The following is a 15,049-nucleotide window of genomic DNA, read 5'->3' as shown; positions in this document are numbered from 1 at the left end:
GATCAGCTCGCCTTCTCGCCGAAACCGCCTTCGATCAAGGCGATGAGGTCGTCCACGGCGGCCGCGGCGTCGGGACCGGTCGCCATGACGGCCACCGTCGAACCGACGCCCACGTTCAACCCCATGATGCGGAGCAGGCTCTTGGCGTCGACACCGTTCACCGTGACGTCGGCCTGGAACCGAGACGCGTGCGTGACGAGGTCGGCGGCGGGACGGGCGTGCAGCCCCGACGCGTTGACGAGGACGGCCGAGCGCTCGACGGCGTCGCCACCTCGGAGGTCGCGCTCGTCGGCGTGCGCGTCGGCGACTCCGGTGGCCGTCCGGGCGGCCGCCGCCACGGCCTCGAGGTCTCCTCCGGTCTCGGCGGACACGGCCGCGGCGACCGTTCCCTCGACCAGTGGCGCGTCGGCGATGAGCACCCGCTGCTTGTCGGCGTCGTCGAGGAAGTCGACGGCCGTCTCGCTCGTCAGGATGGCGGAACCGAGGTCGCAGAGCACGACCGCACCGCCGTCCCGCCCGGCCTCGGCCAGGGCGGCGGAGATCTTGTCGAAGCTGGTGCCGATGGACCCGTCGTCCGTCCCTCCGGCGGCCACGAGGGTGGTCGTGGGGGCCATCTGGCGAGCGAGGTCGACCACGCCCTCGGCGATCTTGACACTGTGCGAGACGACGACGATTCCGATGGTGGGCATGCTCAGGACTCCTTGCTCGAGCCGTCCGCGGCGTCGGCCGCGGCGGCGATGATGAGGGACGACGACTGCGCGCCGGGATCGCGATGACCCACGGCACGCTCGCCGAGGTAGCTGGCTCGGCCCTTGCGGGCGACGAGGGGTTCGGTCGAGGCGGCACCGGTCGCCGCGGCGTCCGCTGCGGCACGGAGGACGCCTGCGGGCGAGGCACCGTCCGCAGCTGCGGCGGCTGCTGCGTCGACGGCCGGGGTCCACGCGTCGATCATGGTCTTGTCGCCGACCTCGGCCTTGCCCCGCAGCACGACACCGTCGCGGGCCGCCGTCAGGAAGGCGACCAGAGCCTCCGCGTCCAGCTCCGTGGCGTCGCCCAGGGCCGCCGACCCTTTCAGGTACGCCGTGCCCAGCAGGGGGCCCGACGCGCCGCCGACCGTCGAGATGAGCGTCGTGGCGACGAGTTTGAGGGCTGCTCCGGGCGTCGCGTCGGCGGGGAGGTCGGCGAGCCGGGCGCGCACGGCGGTGAAGCCGCGGGACAGGTTCTCGCCGTGGTCGCCGTCGCCGATCTGGCGGTCGAGTTCACTGAGGGCCGTGTGGTGGGCGGCGACGACGTCGGCCGTCCGGTCGATCCAGGCCCGGGTCCAGGTGGCGTCGAGTGTCATGCGGTGGTCGTTCCTCTCATCGTGCGGTGGTTCGGTGATGCGGCGCGGCGTGCCCTGCTCTCGGCATCCACGCGGACGCCTACCGGCCCCGGCGCAGGGCCGCGGTCTCGACCGGGGCGTCCCAGAGCTCGGCCAGCTCGTCGTCGAGGCGGGTCACCGTGATCGACATGCCCTGCATCTCGAGCGACGTGACGTACGAGCCGACGAGGCTGCGGTACACCTCGACGCCTCGTGCTTCGAGGGCCTCGGCCGCACGACGGTAGGCGATGTAGAGCTCGACGAGCGGCGTACCGCCCATGCCGTTGACGAAGAGCAGCACCCGTTCGCCAGAGGCGAGTCCCAGATCGTCGGTGACGGCGTCGAGCAACCGGTCGACGATGGCGTCGACCGGTTCGAGCGGGATGCGCTCCCGCCCCGGTTCGCCGTGGATGCCGATCCCGATCTCGACCTCGTCGTCGGCCAGCGTGAAGCTCGGCTCACCGGCATGGGGGACGGTGCCCGCCGTGAGGGCGACGCCCATCGACCTGGTCGCCGCGTTCGTGCGTCGAGCCACCTCGGCGACGGCGTCGAGCGAATCGCCCCGCTCGGCCGCGGCACCGGCGGTCTTCTCGACCACGACCGTGCCGGCGACGCCTCGGCGACCGGCGGTGTAGAGGGAGTCCTTGACCGCGACGTCGTCGTCGACCACCACCGAGCGCACCTGGATGCCCTCGGCCTCCACGAGGTCGGCAGCCGTCTCGAAGTTGAGGACGTCGCCCGTGTAGTTCTTGACGATGTAGAGGACGCCCGCTCCGGCGTCCACCGCCTGCGTGGCGGCGACGATCGGATCGGGCGTGGGCGACGTGAACATCGGACCCGGCACGGCGGCCGAGAGCATGCCGAAGCCGACGAACCCCGCGTGCAACGGTTCGTGACCGCTGCCGCCGCCGCTCACGATCGCGACCTTGCCGGCCACGGGAGCCGCCGATCGGCGGACGAACGTCGGGTCGTGCGAGACGACCACGAGGTCCGCATGAGCCGCGCCGAAGCCGGCCACGGCCTCGGCGACGACGTCGGACGGATCGTTGATGAGCTTCTTCATCGAAGTCCCTTTCTCGGCGCCGGGAACGGTGCTCTGGTGCACCAGGCTGCCGCTCAACCTACTCCCGGCACCCCCTGATGCACATATGTGCAATCACCGGATCTTTCCTTCTCATCACGTGTGATCACCGCACTAAGGTGTTGACACACGCTCACCGCGGGTGCACTGTCGCCCCGCCGTACGACAAGGAAGGTCGACGTGAACCTGGGATTGATTTTTCTTTCAGAAACGGTGGGCACCGCATTGCTGCTCACCCTCGGTGGCGGAGTCGTCGCCAACGTCGCCCTCACGAAGACGAAGGGCTTCAACGGCGGCACGCTCATGGTCAACTTCGGCTGGGGCCTCGCGGTCTTCGTCGGCATCCTGGCCTCGTACTCGTCCGGGGCGCACCTCAACCCGGCCGTCAGCATCGCCCAGCTGATCCTCGGCAACATCACGTTCGCCGCATTCCTCGTCTACGTCGCGGCGCAGATGGTCGGTGCGATCATCGGTGCGGTCGTCGTCTGGCTGGCCTACAAGCAGCACTTCGACGAGGAGCCCGACCCGGCCACCAAGCTCGGCGTGTTCTCGACCGGCCCGGCCATCCGCAACTACGGCTGGAACCTCGTCACCGAGATCATCGGCACCTTCGTGCTGGTCTTCACGATCATCGCCATCACCAACGGCGCCTCCCCGAACGCCGCGAACCTCGGCCCGCTCGGCGGCCTGGCCGTCGCACTCCTCGTGGTCGGCATCGGCGCCTCGCTCGGTGGTCCCACGGGCTACGCCATCAACCCGGCCCGCGACGTCGGCCCGCGCATCGCCCACGCCTTCCTGCCCATCAAGGGCAAGGGCGGCAGCGACTGGTCCTACGCCTGGGTGCCGGTCGTCGGCCCCCTCGTCGGCGGCGCCCTCGCGGCACTGCTGTCCTTCCCGCTCCTCCCCCTGGCCGCCTGACCCGGCGATCCGCTGATCGGCCGAGGCCGGCTCCCCCGCGCCGTCCGACGCCCATCGATCCACCCGCTCCCCGCAGAGGCTCGGGCCCGTCCGCTCCATTGGACCGACCCGGGCCTCCGTGCGAGCCGCATCCATCAACGACGAAGGAGTTCCACCCGTGAGCGACACCGACTACATCCTGGCCATCGACCAGGGAACGACCAGCACCCGCGCCATCATCTTCGACCACTCGGGCTCGATCGTGGCCACCGGCCAGAAAGAGCACGAGCAGATCTTCCCCCGTGCCGGCTGGGTCGAGCACGACCCCGCCGAGATCTGGGAGAACACCCGCGAGGTCATCGGTCAGGCCCTCTCCCGGGCCGACATCACGCGCCACAACATCAAGGCCGTCGGCATCACCAACCAGCGCGAGACCGCCGTGGTCTGGGACAAGACCACCGGCAAGGCCGTCTACAACGCCATCGTCTGGCAGGACACCCGCACGCAGTCCATCGTCGACCGCCTGGCCGCCGACGGTGGCGTCGAGCGCTTCAAGCCGATCGTCGGCCTGCCGCTCGCGACCTACTTCTCGGGCACGAAGGTCGTCTGGATCCTCGAGAACGTCGAGGGCGCCCGCGAGAAGGCCGAGGCGGGCGACCTGCTCTTCGGCACGACCGACACCTGGGTCCTCTGGAACCTCACCGGCGGCACCGACGGCGGCGTCCACGTCACCGACGTGACGAACGCCTCGCGCACCCTCTTCATGGACCTCGAGACACTCGAGTGGCGCGACGACATCCTCGAGGCCTTCGACGTGCCGAGGTCGATGCTCCCCGAGATCAAGAGCTCGTCCGAGGTCTACGGCACGGTCGAGGCCTCGAGCCTGCTGCGCGAGGTGCCCATCGCCGGCATCCTCGGCGACCAGCAGGCCGCCACCTTCGGCCAGGCCGCCTTCGACCAGGGCGAGTCGAAGAACACGTACGGTACCGGCAACTTCCTGATCTTCAACACGGGCGAAGAGATCGTCCACTCGAAGAACGGGTTGCTCACGACGCTCGGTTACAAGCTCGGCGACGCCGCACCCCACTACGCCCTCGAGGGGTCCATCGCGGTCACGGGTTCGCTGATCCAGTGGCTGCGCGACAACCTGGGCATGATCGGCTCCGCCCCCGAGGTCGAGGAGCTCGCCAAGACCGTCGAGGACAACGGCGGAGTGTACTTCGTGCCCGCCTTCTCGGGCCTGTTCGCGCCCTACTGGCGGTCCGACGCGCGTGGTGCCCTCGTCGGCCTCACCCGCTACGTCAACAAGGGCCACATCGCCCGCGCCGCCCTCGAGGCGACCGCGTTCCAGACCCGCGAGGTGCTCGACGCGGTCAACGCCGACTCCGGCGTCGACCTGACCGAGCTCAAGGTCGACGGTGGCATGACCGCCAACGACGCGCTCATGCAGTTCCAGGCCGACATCCTCGACGTCCCGGTCGTCCGTCCCGTGGTCGCCGAGACCACCGCGCTCGGAGCGGCCTACGCGGCCGGTCTCGCGGTCGGCTTCTGGGAGACGCTCGACGACCTCCGTGCCAACTGGCAGGAGGACAAGCGCTGGACGCCGAACATCGACGCCGACGAGCGTGACCGCACGCTGCGTCTCTGGAAGAAGGCCGTCACGAAGACCTTCGACTGGGTCGACGACGACGTCAACTGATCCTCCGCGCGAAGGGCCCGTCCGATCGGACGGGCCCTTCGTCGTCCGCCCGCCCGAGGACGAGGAGGCACGGTTCGTCTCAGGAGGCGCGGGTCGCCGCCACCCACTGGTCCAGTTTCGCGATCGCCGCCCCCGAGTCGACGGCGCGGGCCGCGACGTCCAGCTGCTCCCGGAAGCGGGCGAGGAGCGGCCGTTCGCGCTGGCCCGGGTCCGCGGCCAGCCCGTACGAGACCAGTCCGGCCGCCGCGTTGAGCAGCACGATGTCGCGGACGGGGCCGCGCTCCCCCGCCAGCACCACGCGGGCGACGGCCGCGTTGTACGCCGCGTCGCCGCCGACGAGGTCGGAGATGCGCGCCCGCGGGATGCCCAACTCGAGCGGGTCGAGGTCGTGCTCGGTCACCGAGCCTCCGGTGACCTCCCAGATGTGGCTGTGACCGGTGGTGGTCAACTCGTCGAGGCCGTCGTCGCCGCGGAACACGAGCGCCGTGGCGCCCCGGGTCTGGAACACGCCCACGATCAGCGGCACCTTGTCGAGCGACGCGACGCCGACCGCACTCGCCTCGGGTCGTGCCGGGTTCACGAGGGGCCCCAGGAAGTTGAAGACCGTCGGGACGCCGATCTCACGCCGCACGGCGGCGGCGTTGCCGAAGCCCGGGTGGAAGGCGGCCGCGAAGGCGAAGGTCAGCCCGGCTTCGCGCAGGACCTCGGCCACACGGTCGGCGCCGATGGTCAGGTCGATGCCGAGGGCCGACAGGACGTCCGAGGAACCGGACGACGAACTCGCCGCCCGGTTGCCGTGCTTGATGACGGGCACGCCGGTGGCCGCCACGACGACGGAGGCCATGGTCGAGACGTTGACCGTCCCGAAACGGTCTCCGCCCGTGCCGACGATGTCGACGGCCATGCTGTCGACCGGCAGGGCCACGGCGTGGGCGAGGACGGCGTCGCGGAATCCCACGATCTCGTCCACTGTCTCCCCCTTGGCCCGCAGGGCCACGAGGAACGCCCCGAGCTGGGCCGGGGTGACATCGCCGGTCATGACCTGCTCCATCGACCACGTCGCCTCGCTGATCGAGAGGTCGCGACCGACGAGGAGCGCGTCGATGATCAGGGGCCAGGTGAGCTCGGAGGTCATGCGCCCAGGCTACCGGCGGAGCACGGGCGGCTCCGATGTCTCGGCGTCAAGGGAAATTCCCGACCCGGGGTTTCGAGCGCAAACCCAAAGCGACTTACCAGGCATAATGGACCTCGTGACAAGTACCTCTCTCTCGAGACCTTCTGGCGGCCCCGTCGTCAATCGACCCAGCACGGTTGCCGTGGGCACCATCGTGTGGCTCGGCAGCGAGGTCATGTTCTTCGCCGGCCTCTTCGCGATCTACTTCACGCTCCGCTCGACGTCTCCGGGCCTGTGGGCCGACCAGACGGCGCTGCACAACGTGCCGTTCGCGCTGACCAACACCATCACCCTGGTGCTGTCCTCGGTCGCCTGCCAGTTCGGCGTGTTCGCGGCCGAGCGCATGCAGCCGCACCGTACCGGCCGCCTGTTCCAGGTCGGCCGCTGGGGCATGGTCGAGTGGTTCTTCCTCACCTACGCCATGGGCGCGGTCTTCGTCTGCGGCCAGGTGTTCGAGTACGCGACGCTGATCTCCGAGCACGTCACCCTCAGCTCGAGCGCCTACGGCTCGGCGTTCTACATGACGACCGGCTTCCACGGCGCGCACGTCATCGGTGGCCTCATCGCCTTCCTGCTCACCATCGGTCGTGCCTACGCAGTCAAGAACTTCGGGCACAAAGAGGCCACGACGGCCATCGTCGTGTCGTACTACTGGCACTTCGTCGACGTCGTCTGGATCGGCCTCTTCATCGTCATCTACCTCCTCAAATAGGCATTGGATCGTCTGCACAGCATGTTCTCCAGAACCTCGTCCTCCCGACGCACCAAGAAGGCCGGCCGTCGCGGCCCCGTCGCCACCGCCTCCCTCCTGCTCGTCGGTCTGCTCACCACGGGCGGTGCCTACGCGCTCTTCTCCTCGACCGCCTCGGCAGACGAGAGCAGCGCCACCGCCACGTCGCAGCAGAGCATCGACGAGGGTCAGAAGCTCTTCGCCTCGAACTGTGCGACCTGCCACGGTCTGAGCGCCGCCGGCACCGACAGCGGTCCCAGCCTGATCGGCGTCGGGGCGGCCTCGGTCGACTTCCAGGTCGGCACCGGTCGCATGCCCATGGCCGTGAACGGTCCTCAGGCCGAGCAGAAGCCCACGCAGTTCTCCGACGAGCAGGTCGCCGCCATGGCCGCCTACGTCGCCTCCCTCGCCCCGGGTCCGGCCATCCCCGACGAGTCCCTGCTCCAGGCCGACGGCGACACGACCAACGGCGCCGAGCTGTTCCGCATCAACTGCGCCATGTGCCACAACGTGGCCGGTGCGGGTGGCGCGCTCACCCAGGGCAAGTTCGCCCCCGCACTCGACGGCGTCACCGCCCACCACATCTACGAGGCCATGCAGACGGGCCCGCAGAACATGCCGGTCTTCAACGACCTCAACCTGTCGCCCCAAGACAAGGCCGACATCATCACGTACCTCAAGTACGTCGAGAACAACCCGTCGCCGGGTGGATTCGAGCTCGGGAGCCTCGGCCCCGTCGCCGAAGGTCTCTTCATCTGGATCTTCGGGCTCGGTGCGATCGTCGCGATCACCATCTGGCTGACCGCCCGGTCGAACTGACCCGCGTTCTCTCCGTACTTCACGAAAGGCAGAATCAATGGCAGAGCACGACGACGAGGCCCCCACGGCGGGCTCGGCTGTCGAGAAGCGTGAGCCTCGACAGGTCTCGGCCGGCACGGCGGTCGTCACGTCCGACGTGTTCCAGAACCCGGGTGAACCGCCCCACCGCGACCGCGTCACCGACATCGACCCCAAGGTCGAGAAGCGTGCGGAGCGTCAGGTCAGCCTGTTCTTCTTCCTGTCGATCGTCGGCAGCATCGCGGCCATCGGCGCGTACGTGGCCTTCCCGATCACGTCGGGTGACTCCGGCTCGGTCCGCCTGAACAACCTGTTCCTGGGTCTCGGGATCGCCCTCGGTCTGTTGTCCGTCGGAATCGGTGCGGTGCACTGGTCCAAAACGCTCATGCCGGCGCGAGAGATCACCGAGATGCGCCACGACACGCGTGGCTCCGAGCCGACGCGTGAGAAGGCCGTCGAGGTCTTTGCACTGGGCAACCACGAGAGCGGCTTCGGTCGTCGTTCGCTCATCCGCAACAGCCTCATCGGCGCTCTCGTCGCGACGCCCCTCCCCGCCGTGGTGCTGTTCCGCGACCTCGCACCTGCGGAAGACCCCAACGCGGTCCTCCGCCACACGCTGTGGGAAGAAGGCATGCACCTCGCCGCCGACCCCTCCGGAACCCGCATCAAGGCGTCGGACGTCACCCTCGGTTCCGTGTTCCACGTCATCCCCGAGAACCTCAACGAATCAGAACACTTGCTCGAAGAGAAAGCCAAAGCGGCCGTCCTTCTCATGCGCCTCAAGCCGGAAGACCTCAACCCGGCCGAGGGACGCGAAGACTGGCAGTACGACGGAATCGTCGCCTACTCCAAGATCTGCACGCACGTCGGGTGCCCCGTGGCCCTCTACGAACAGCAGACACACCACCTGCTCTGCCCCTGCCACCAGTCCACGTTCGACGTGACGAACAACTGCGAAGTCATCTTCGGGCCCGCCAAGCGCCCCCTGCCGCAGCTGCCCATCACGGTCGACGCCGACGGGTACCTCGTCGCGCAGAGCGACTTCCACGAACCTGTGGGCCCGAGCTTCTGGGAGCGCGAAAAGTGATCACCACCACCCCGGCACACGGTGCCGAACCGGCCACGTCCGAGAACATCGGCAAGGCTCCTGCCTTCGCACCGACGAAGACGAACAAATTCCTCGGCGCGACGGCCAACTACATCGACGAGCGCACGAGCATGTCCGGCCTGGTCAAAGAGGTGGGTCGCAAGATCTTCCCCGACCACTGGTCGTTCATGTTGGGCGAGGTCGCTCTCTACTCGTTCGTCGTGATCCTGCTCTCGGGCACGTTCCTGACGTTCTTCTTCCAGCCCTCGATGGCTGAGGTCAACTACAACGGTTCGTACGTTCCGCTCAAGGGCCTCAACATGTCGGCGGCGATGGCCTCGACGCTCGACATCTCGTTCGACATCCGTGGCGGCCTCCTGTTCCGCCAGATCCACCACTGGGCCGCTCTGCTGTTCGTGGCCGCGATCATGCTGCACATGCTGCGCGTCTACTTCACCGGCGCGTTCCGCAAGCCCCGCGAGATCAACTGGGTCGTCGGCTTCACGCTCTGGATCCTCGCGATGGCCGAGGGCTTCACCGGATACTCGCTTCCCGACGACCTCCTCTCCGGCAACGGTGCCCGCATCATCGACGGCATGATCAAGGGCATCCCCGTGATCGGCGTCTGGATCTCGTACCTCGTGTTCGGTGGAGAATTCCCGGGTACCGACATGGTCGGCCGGTTCTACTCGCTGCACATCATGCTGCTGCCCGCACTGTTGATCGCCCTCCTGGGCGTGCACCTGCTGTTGCTCATCATCAACAAGCACACGCAGTTCGCCGGCCCCGGCAAGACGAACCAGAACGTCGTGGGCGTGCCCGTCATGCCCGTGTTCGCGGCGAAGGCCGGTGGATTCTTCTTCATCGTCTTCGGTGTCATCGTGTTGATCGCCTCGCTGTTCACGATCAACCCCATCTGGAACTACGGCCCGTACGACCCCTCCCCCGTGTCGGCAGGTACGCAACCCGACTGGTACATCGGTTTCGCCGACGGTGCCCTTCGTCTCGTTCCTCCGGGCTGGGAGTTCGTCGCCTTCGGCTACACGGTCTCGATGAACATCCTCGTGCCGATCACGGTCCTGGGTCTCTTCATCGTCGTCGTCCTGCTGTACCCGTTCTTCGAGGCCTGGGTGACCGGCGACAAGCGCGAGCACCACATCCTCGACCGGCCTCGCAACGCTCCGACGCGCACCGCGATCGGCGCCGCCGGCATCGTGTTCTACGCCAGCCTGTGGGCAGCGGCGAGCTCCGACATCATGGCGACGCACTTCCACCTGTCATTGAACTACGTCATCCACGCGTGCCAGGCAGCCCTGATCATCGGGCCGTTCATCGCCTTCTGGGTCACGAAGCGGGTCTGCCTCGCCCTTCAGAAGAAGGACCGTGAGATCGCTCTCCACGGCTACGAGTCGGGACGCATCGTTCGCCTGCCGGGTGGCGAGTACATCGAGGTGCACGAGCAGCTCGACGAGTACGAGCGCTGGCGCCTGCTCGACTTCAACGAGTACGAGCCCCTCATGGTCCGACCGAACGCCAACGGCAAGATCACGGCTCTGCAGCGGGCCCGAGCATCAGCGTCGTCGTTCTTCTTCGAGGACCGCATCGCCCCCGTGAAGCGTTCCGAGATCGAGGCATCGCACCACGACGAAGGACACTGACCTTCGGTAGCCCTTGGGCCCGGTCGCACATCGTGTGCGGCCGGGCCTTCGGCGTTCCTGGAGTGGCGAACGGCAGTTCAGTCGGCCCACCCTCGCGCAGCCGACGAGTCCAACCGTTGGGTGAGATGGGATCTCCGGCGACAATACCTCTGGACGTCATCGGATCGAGTGTCGAGACGCCGCGACTGCTTCTCCCTCAGAGCGGTCGAGGCTGAGACATCCCGGCCGACCGCACGAGCGGGCCTCCTCCGAAGGATGCTGCGTGGTACCTGGCTATGATGACTCCTCCAGTCCTGCACGGAGTTGACACAGTGATCCCGGCGACGGTGATCGGTACATCACCGCGGCCTGCGGCCAGGTTCTCAGCCACGACGTCACACCCTCGGTTGAGCGCATGTCACGGTCGGCAGTGGCGATCATCGCCCGGATTCTCGACCTCGTGTGCTCCCTGTGCCCACTCCACGCGAGCCCTCAGGATGACTCTGGCTCCGCCCACCACTCGCTCCGGGCTCGGAGGACCGATGTCAGCTCCCTCGAGGGGCGTGCTCACCAACCCCAGCTGACGACCGCATGAAATCGTCACGATCGACCACACAGGCGCTGTCGTCCCCAGCGACAAGGCCCACGTTCCCCATCAGGACGGCACCCGCGAGGAAGCCTGTAAACGTCCCTGAGCCGGCTCTCCCTGGCCCGGACAGCCGACGATGCATCGGTCGCCTTACGAGATCCAGAGCCACACCCGGCTCGGCGAGAACGGCAACCGTGGTTCGGGCAGCACTCCCCCAGCCTCACTCACGTCGTCCGGACCTCAGGGCCATGGCGCCTACCTCCCACTCCTGGCCGCGTCCCCGCGCCTCAGGACCACGCGTCGACCAGCACCAGGAGCGACCGCGACCCCGGTGGACACCGTGACGACCAAAACCCGGCCCTCCGACCGAACCCAACGAAGCCGTGTGGAGCAAGGAATCCGGTACCGCCGGTGCCGTCGCCACCGGGACGGACGCATGCGGAGCCAGAGCGACAGCACAGGCGGAGGCCCGGGCCAGGCCCAGGCACTGCCACGGGAAGGCTACGGCTACCGGCGCTTGTCCACCCGCGCTCGGCACCGACCAGCGGCCAGTGGCCGAAGGCAGCAACCCGTGGCCCGTAGGCAGCGGCAGCGGCTCGTGGGCGGCGGCGGCCATCGGGCGGAGGCCAGCGGGCGGCGGGCGGCGGCCATCGGACGGAGGCCAGCTGACAGCGGACAGCGGACAGCGGCTGACGCATGACTCACACGATCACCAAACTGGTCGTCTGGGCCGGCCCAGGGCGGCCTGTCCCGCACGTGGGAACGAGAGGCCTAGTGGCCACTCATCAGTTCAGATCTGCATTCCTCGCCTCTGGCCACAACACCCGTGGCGAACACGACGAAGGGCGCCGGCCCGAAGACCGACGCCCTTCACACTCGAGGGAGCAGTGATGTCAGTGTGCGAAGTTTCCGCGGTAGTACTCGTAGACCCAGCCGACCAAGGCAACGGCCGTCAGGGCCGCACCGATGTAGATGATCCACATGCCGACGGCCAGCGCCAGGAAGATCAGGCTGCAACCGGCGGCCAAGATGATGGGCCACCACGACCAGGGGCTGAAGAAGCCCATCTCGGGGTCACCGTCGTCGATGTTGGCGTCCAGACGGTCCTCGGGAAGCTCGCCTCCCTGGGTCGCGTGCGAGCGACCCATGTAGAACGCCAGGAATGCTCCGAGCATGCCGGCCAGACCGATGCCGAGCGTACCGGCCCATTCGACCTGACCGGTGTCGAGGAGGCTCCAGAGCACGTAAACCGCACACATGAGGAAGAAGAAGATCGCGAGGATCCAGAACAGCGTCGCGTTGGTCTTCATCAGGTCTACTTCACTTTCTCGCTGGACGCGTCGTACGTGGGGGCGTCAGGTGCATCCTTCACCGGCCCGATGCCGACGGGCAGTCCGGCCTCTGGGTGGTTGAGGTCGAATGCCGGCGACTCCGAACGGATGCGCGGGATCGACGTGAAGTTGTGTCGCGGCGGCGGGCACGAGGTGGCCCACTCGAGCGAGCGAGAATAACCCCAGGGATCGTTGACCTCGACCTTGGGCGCACGCCGAGCCGTGATGTAGACGTTGTAGAGGAACGGCAGGATCGAGACACCGAGCAACATGGCGCCGATGGTCGAGAGCTGGTTCATCCACGTGAAGTGGTCTTCCGGCTGGTAGGTGGCGTAGCGACGGGGCATGCCCATCACGCCGAGCCAGTGCTGCACGAGGAACGTGGTGTGGAAACCGACGAACAGCATCCAGAAGTGGATCTTGCCGAGACGCTCGTTGAGCATCTTGCCGGTCCACTTCGGCCACCAGAAGTAGAACCCGGAGAACATCGCGAAGACGACGGTACCGAAGACCACGTAGTGGAAGTGAGCCACGACGAAGTACGTGTCGGACACGTGGAAGTCGAGCGGGGGCGAGGCCAGGATGACGCCGGTGAGACCACCGAAGGTGAACGTGATGAGGAATCCGATGGCCCAGAGCATGGGCGTCTCAAACGTCACCGAACCGCGCCACATGGTGCCGATCCAGTTGAAGATCTTCACGCCGGTGGGCACCGCGATGAGCATGGTCATCAGCGAGAAGAAGGGCAGCAGGACCGAGCCGGTCACGTACATGTGGTGGGCCCACACGGTGACGGACAGGGCGGCGATCGAGATGGTGGCGTAGACGAGCGTCTTGTACCCGAAGATCGGCTTGCGGCTGAAGACCGGGAACACCTCGGACACGATGCCGAAGAACGGCAGGGCGATGATGTAGACCTCCGGGTGACCGAAGAACCAGAACAGGTGCTGCCAGAGGATGGCGCCACCGTTCGCGGGGTTGAAGACCTGCGCGTCGAAGACGCGGTCGAACCCGAGGCCGAAGAGTGCGGCCGCCAGCACGGGGAACGCCATGATCACCAGGATGGAGGTGATCAGGGTGTTCCAGGTGAAGATCGGCATGCGCCACATGGTCATGCCCGGAGCGCGCATCGAGACGATGGTTGTGATGAAGTTCACCGAACCGAGGATCGTGCTGAAGCCGGTGAGGCCGAGACCGAACACCCACAGGTTGCCGCCGAGCCCTGGAGAGAACGTCGTGTCACTCAGCGGTGCGTAGGCGAACCAGCCGAACGATGCGGCACCCTGCGGGGTGAGGAAGCCGGCGACGGCGATGATCGAGCCGAACGAGTAGAGCCAGAACGCGAAGCCGTTCAGGCGGGGGAAGGCGACGTCCGGTGCACCGATCTGCAGCGGCATGAGCACGTTGGCGAATCCCGAGAAGAGCGGGGTCGCGAACATGAGCAACATGATCGTGCCGTGCATGGTGAAGAGCTGGTTGTACTGCTCTTTCGTGGCCACGATCTCGAGGCCCGGTGCGAAGAGCTGGGCGCGGATGATGAGCGCCATCACCCCACCGAGGCAGAAGAAGAGGAAAGACGTTATCAGGTACATGTACCCGATCGTCTTGTGGTCGGTCGACGTGATCCAGTTGACGACGACGTTGCCCTTGCGGCCGACCTTCGTGGCGCCGAAGTTCTGACCGGACGAGGTCCCGCCGGTGGTGGGACGGGTGGCGGTGGCTGAGCTCATCGAACCGTGCCTTACTTCTCGGAGTCTTCGGTGCCGGCGGCGTTGGCGGGAGCCTCGGTGCCGGGCTGGTTGGTGTTGGTGTTGTACTGGTCGCCCAGCAGGCCGGTGTTTCCCTCGGCATCGAGCGACTGGATGTACTGGTCGTACTCGGACTGGGACACGACCTTGACGTTGAACAGCATCAACGAGTGGTATTCGCCGCACAGCTCGGCGCACTTGCCGCTGAACGTGCCCTCTTTCTCGGGCGTGAAGTACATCGAGTTGGTCTTGCCGGGGATCGTGTCCTTCTTGTAGAGGAAGTCGATGATCCAGAAGGAGTGAGCCACGTCGCGGGACTTGAGGTCGATCTGCACCGTCTTGCCGACAGGGAGGTAGAGCTCGGGGAGCTGGCTCTCGTCGATCGTGCCGTCACCCAGTTCTTGCGCCTGGATGCCCTGGTAGTAGACGCTCTCGTCTTCGTTCTGCTGGTCGATGTAGTTGAAGTCCCACGCCCAGCGCTTGGCGTAGACGTCGATCTTGACGTCGGGGCTCGCGGTGGGTGCCTCGATGGCAGCCTGGTCGCGGGCCGTGAAGGCGAAGAAGCCCAGCACGAGGATCAGGGGGACGACGGTGTAGAAGATCTCGATCGGCATGTTGTAGCGAAGCTGGACCGGGAGGCCGGTCTGGCCCTTGCGACGCCGGTAAGCGACGCAGACCCAGATGATCAGGCCCCACACGATCACGCCGACGATCAGCAGGACGATCCACGAGGTGACCCAGAGTCCGATCACACGGTCCACGTGGTTGGTCGTGCCCGCGGTGGTGGGCAGCCACCCCTGGAGCTGGTCGGTGGTGCACCCCGCTAGCACGAGAGCCAGGACGACTGCCATGGGGGCGGCAGCCCAACGAAGACGGCGG

The 15,049-nt window shown here is 67.2% G+C and carries 13 protein-coding genes; 6 read left to right on the top strand and 7 right to left on the bottom strand.

Annotated features, from left to right (window positions below):
- Positions 1–2: 2 nt before the first annotated feature.
- The 3 genes from dhaM to dhaK all read right to left on the bottom strand — a co-directional run bounded on the left by dhaM (position 3) and on the right by dhaK (position 2,423).
- The gene (dhaM, locus tag ASL10_RS05250) at positions 3–689 is read right to left on the bottom strand and encodes a dihydroxyacetone kinase phosphoryl donor subunit DhaM (protein ID WP_056045065.1); all 687 of its coding nucleotides are present in this window, start codon (positions 687–689) and stop codon (positions 3–5) included.
- A 2-nt stretch (positions 690–691) separates the two neighbouring features.
- Positions 692–1,342: a dihydroxyacetone kinase subunit DhaL gene (gene dhaL / locus ASL10_RS05245; RefSeq protein ID WP_056045063.1), complete on the bottom strand. Its 651-nt coding sequence runs from the start codon at positions 1,340–1,342 to the stop codon at positions 692–694.
- A gap of 79 nt (positions 1,343–1,421) precedes the next feature.
- Positions 1,422–2,423 carry a dihydroxyacetone kinase subunit DhaK gene (gene dhaK, locus ASL10_RS05240; protein ID WP_056045061.1) on the bottom strand — a complete coding sequence of 334 codons (1,002 nt, stop codon included), beginning with the start codon at positions 2,421–2,423 and terminating at the stop codon, positions 1,422–1,424.
- Between the two features lie 198 nt (positions 2,424–2,621).
- On the opposite strand from dhaK, the gene ASL10_RS05235 reads away from it, so the two are divergent.
- Both ASL10_RS05235 and glpK read left to right on the top strand, forming a co-directional pair.
- On the top strand, positions 2,622–3,359 hold the full coding sequence (locus ASL10_RS05235) for an MIP/aquaporin family protein (protein WP_082460213.1): 738 nt from the start codon (positions 2,622–2,624) through the stop codon (positions 3,357–3,359).
- 157 nt (positions 3,360–3,516) lie between these two features.
- Positions 3,517–5,037: a glycerol kinase GlpK gene (glpK, locus tag ASL10_RS05230; protein WP_056045060.1), complete on the top strand. Its 1,521-nt coding sequence runs from the start codon at positions 3,517–3,519 to the stop codon at positions 5,035–5,037.
- Between the two features lie 79 nt (positions 5,038–5,116).
- Here glpK and trpD read toward each other — a convergent pair whose 3' ends face one another.
- Complete coding sequence (gene trpD, locus ASL10_RS05225) at positions 5,117–6,172, bottom strand: anthranilate phosphoribosyltransferase (protein WP_056045059.1); 1,056 nt, start codon at positions 6,170–6,172, stop codon at positions 5,117–5,119.
- Positions 6,173–6,278: 106 nt separating this feature from the next.
- Between trpD and ASL10_RS05220 the strand changes: the two genes are divergently transcribed.
- The 4 genes from ASL10_RS05220 to ASL10_RS05205 are packed head-to-tail and all read left to right on the top strand — an operon-like array spanning position 6,279 to position 10,523.
- Positions 6,279–6,923, top strand: a complete 645-nt coding sequence (locus ASL10_RS05220; protein WP_082460212.1) for a heme-copper oxidase subunit III — start codon at positions 6,279–6,281, stop codon at positions 6,921–6,923.
- A gap of 21 nt (positions 6,924–6,944) precedes the next feature.
- Positions 6,945–7,760, top strand: a complete 816-nt coding sequence (locus ASL10_RS05215; RefSeq protein WP_056045057.1) for a c-type cytochrome — start codon at positions 6,945–6,947, stop codon at positions 7,758–7,760.
- 37 nt (positions 7,761–7,797) lie between these two features.
- On the top strand, positions 7,798–8,865 hold the full coding sequence (locus ASL10_RS05210) for a ubiquinol-cytochrome c reductase iron-sulfur subunit (RefSeq protein WP_043594939.1): 1,068 nt from the start codon (positions 7,798–7,800) through the stop codon (positions 8,863–8,865).
- Positions 8,866–8,912: 47 nt separating this feature from the next.
- Positions 8,913–10,523 (top strand): cytochrome bc complex cytochrome b subunit, encoded by a 1,611-nt coding sequence (locus tag ASL10_RS05205; protein ID WP_043595069.1) that lies wholly within the window; start codon positions 8,913–8,915, stop codon positions 10,521–10,523.
- A 1,461-nt stretch (positions 10,524–11,984) separates the two neighbouring features.
- Here the strand turns inward: ASL10_RS05205 and ASL10_RS05200 are convergent.
- Genes ASL10_RS05200 through coxB form a run of 3 tightly spaced genes read right to left on the bottom strand, consistent with a single transcriptional unit; the run spans position 11,985 to position 15,021 of the window.
- Entirely contained in the window at positions 11,985–12,401 is a 417-nt protein-coding gene (locus ASL10_RS05200) for a cytochrome c oxidase subunit 4 (RefSeq protein ID WP_054146161.1), read from the bottom strand.
- Positions 12,402–12,406: 5 nt separating this feature from the next.
- Positions 12,407–14,152 carry a cytochrome c oxidase subunit I gene (ctaD, locus tag ASL10_RS05195; RefSeq protein WP_082460211.1) on the bottom strand — a complete coding sequence of 582 codons (1,746 nt, stop codon included), beginning with the start codon at positions 14,150–14,152 and terminating at the stop codon, positions 12,407–12,409.
- A gap of 11 nt (positions 14,153–14,163) precedes the next feature.
- The gene (coxB, locus tag ASL10_RS05190; RefSeq protein ID WP_082460210.1) at positions 14,164–15,021 is read right to left on the bottom strand and encodes a cytochrome c oxidase subunit II; all 858 of its coding nucleotides are present in this window, start codon (positions 15,019–15,021) and stop codon (positions 14,164–14,166) included.
- Positions 15,022–15,049: the final 28 nt, after the last annotated feature.

Origin of the sequence: Frigoribacterium sp. Leaf8, from assembly GCF_001421165.1 — a bacterium.
In the GTDB taxonomy this organism is placed as follows: domain Bacteria; phylum Actinomycetota; class Actinomycetes; order Actinomycetales; family Microbacteriaceae; genus Frigoribacterium.
This window is presented reverse-complemented; position numbering and strand designations above follow the sequence as displayed.

Bases quoted from the DNA above. Each gene is read 5' to 3' on its own strand.
- dhaK (WP_056045061.1), bottom strand. From the start codon at position 2,423: ATGAAGAAGCTCATCAACGATCCGTCCGACGTCGTCGCCGAGGCCGTG.
- ASL10_RS05200 (WP_054146161.1), bottom strand. From the start codon at position 12,401: ATGAAGACCAACGCGACGCTGTTCTGGATCCTCGCGATCTTCTTCTTC.
- dhaM (WP_056045065.1), bottom strand. From the start codon at position 689: ATGCCCACCATCGGAATCGTCGTCGTCTCGCACAGTGTCAAGATCGCC.
- ASL10_RS05210 (WP_043594939.1), top strand. From the start codon at position 7,798: ATGGCAGAGCACGACGACGAGGCCCCCACGGCGGGCTCGGCTGTCGAG.
- ASL10_RS05220 (WP_082460212.1), top strand. From the start codon at position 6,279: ATGGACCTCGTGACAAGTACCTCTCTCTCGAGACCTTCTGGCGGCCCC.
- coxB (WP_082460210.1), bottom strand. From the start codon at position 15,021: ATGGCAGTCGTCCTGGCTCTCGTGCTAGCGGGGTGCACCACCGACCAG.
- ASL10_RS05215 (WP_056045057.1), top strand. From the start codon at position 6,945: ATGTTCTCCAGAACCTCGTCCTCCCGACGCACCAAGAAGGCCGGCCGT.
- ctaD (WP_082460211.1), bottom strand. From the start codon at position 14,152: ATGAGCTCAGCCACCGCCACCCGTCCCACCACCGGCGGGACCTCGTCC.
- dhaL (WP_056045063.1), bottom strand. From the start codon at position 1,342: ATGACACTCGACGCCACCTGGACCCGGGCCTGGATCGACCGGACGGCC.
- trpD (WP_056045059.1), bottom strand. From the start codon at position 6,172: ATGACCTCCGAGCTCACCTGGCCCCTGATCATCGACGCGCTCCTCGTC.